The organism is Roseomonas sp. TAS13 (assembly GCF_001950415.1).
Lineage (GTDB): Bacteria > Pseudomonadota > Alphaproteobacteria > Acetobacterales > Acetobacteraceae > Roseomonas > Roseomonas mucosa.
The window spans coordinates 1-1,851 of record NZ_BDLP01000592.1 but is presented as its reverse complement, the minus strand read 5'-3'; the positions used below and the strand labels follow the sequence as shown (position 1 = coordinate 1,851).

The following is a 1,851-nucleotide window of genomic DNA, read 5'->3' as shown; positions in this document are numbered from 1 at the left end:
GCGGACGCGCCCTCGGAGCCGCTCCCATCTGGGCCACTCCCATCTGGGCCACTCCCTGCCCCGCCGCCTGCACAGCCTTGGGCTGACCATCCTTCACGCCCCGCCGGGCCGCCGGCTTAGCCCCCTCGGGGCTTGATCGGCGGCGCGTCCCACCCTCCTTTGCCACCCGATGCATCCCCCTGCCCCTGAACTTCTCGACTGGTACGACCGCCACCGGCGCAGCCTGCCCTGGCGTGGCGAGCGTGATCCATACCGCATCTGGCTCTCGGAGGTGATGCTGCAGCAGACCACCGTGGCCGCGGTCGGCCCGCGTTATGCCCGTTTCCTCGCCCGCTTCCCCGATGTCGCGGCCCTGGCCGCCGCGCCCTGGGAGGCGGTGGCGGCGGAATGGGCGGGCCTCGGCTATTATGCGCGGGCGCGCAACCTGCACGCGGCGGCCCGGGCGGTGGCGGCGCGCGGCGGCTTTCCGGACACCGAGTCCGGCCTGCGCGCCTTGCCCGGCATCGGCGCCTATACCTCGGCCGCCGTGGCCGCCATCGCCTTCGACCGCCCCACCGTGCCGGTGGACGGCAACGTGGAGCGTGTGGCGGCCCGGCTCTTCGACATCCGCGACCCGCTGCCCGCGGCCCGGTCCCGCCTCGCCAGCCTGGCCCGCGCCTTCATGGAGCAGCCCGCCGCCCGCGCACGACCGGGGGACTTCGCCCAGGCGCTGTTCGACCTGGGCGCCACGATCTGCACCCCGCGCCGCCCGGCCTGCGCCCTCTGCCCCTGGCGCGGGCATTGCGCCGCCCAGGCCGCCGGGGTGCAGGACAGCCTGCCGGTCAAGGCGCCGAAACCGGTGCGGGGGCTGCGCCAGGGCATGCATTTCCTGCTGCGCGACGGCGGCGGGCGCCTGCTGCTGCGGCACCGCCCGCCGCAGGGGCTGCTGGGCGGCATGCCCGAGATCCCCGGCACGCCCTGGCGCGAGGGGGAGGCCTGGAGCGAGGCCGAGGCCCTGCCCCACGCACCGCCGCTCGCCGCCGAATGGCGCCTGCTGCCCGGCGTGGCCCGGCACGGCTTCACCCATCTGGAGCTGGAGATGCGCCTGCTCTCGGCGCGGCTGGCCGCCTCGCCCCCGGCGCCGGAGGGATTCTTCTGGCTGGCGGAGGAGGAGGCGCGGCGTGCCTTGCCCAGTGCCATGGGGCGGCTGCTGGCCCTGGAAAGCCTGGCCGCCGCCATTACCGCCCCGGCTTCGGCCCCGATCGCGGCTCCGCTTGCGGGCGGGGCCCCGGCCGTGGCACCCAGGGCGGTCCCGGCCCGGGGGCGCCCGCGCGGCGCCGCCGGGACCGGGCTCCCGAAACGCCGGACGAAATCATGAACGCTCTTCTGACCCAGGCCCGGTCGCGCGGCGGCCTTCTCTCCTTCGCCCGCTTCCTGGGCCTCGCCCTGATCGGCTCTGGCATCCTGGCCGCCTCGGCGCAGGTCACCGTGCCGATGTGGCCGGTGCCGGCGACGCTGCAGTCGCTCGCGGTGCTGCTGCTCGGCGCCCTCGGCGGCTCCCGCCTCGGCGCCGCCAGCGTGGCGCTCTACCTTGCCGAGGGCGCGATGGGCCTGCCGGTCTTCGCCGGCGGCGCCACCGGCCTCACCGCCTTCGCCGGGCCGACTGCCGGCTACCTGCTGGGCTTCCTGCCCGCCGCCTGGATCGCCGGGCAGGCTTCCGGCTCCTGGCTGCGCGGCGCCCTGGTGCTGACCGTGGCGCATCTCGCGCTCTTCGTGCCGGGCGTCGCCTGGCTGGCCGGCTTCGCCGGCTGGGAGAAGGCGCTGATGGCCGGCTTCGTGCTGTTCATCCCCGGCACGCTGGTGAAGACCGGC

The 1,851-nt window shown here is 76.3% G+C and carries 2 protein-coding genes; both read left to right on the top strand.

The features are described 5' to 3' along the window. Positions 1-169: 169 nt before the first annotated feature. Positions 170-1,357 (top strand): A/G-specific adenine glycosylase, encoded by a 1,188-nt coding sequence (locus tag ROTAS13_RS28535; RefSeq protein ID WP_075823618.1) that lies wholly within the window; start codon positions 170-172, stop codon positions 1,355-1,357. After that, a partial coding sequence (locus tag ROTAS13_RS23965; RefSeq protein ID WP_075823617.1) for a biotin transporter BioY occupies positions 1,354-1,851 on the top strand: 498 nt, incomplete at its 3' end. The genes ROTAS13_RS28535 and ROTAS13_RS23965, both read left to right, overlap by 4 nt.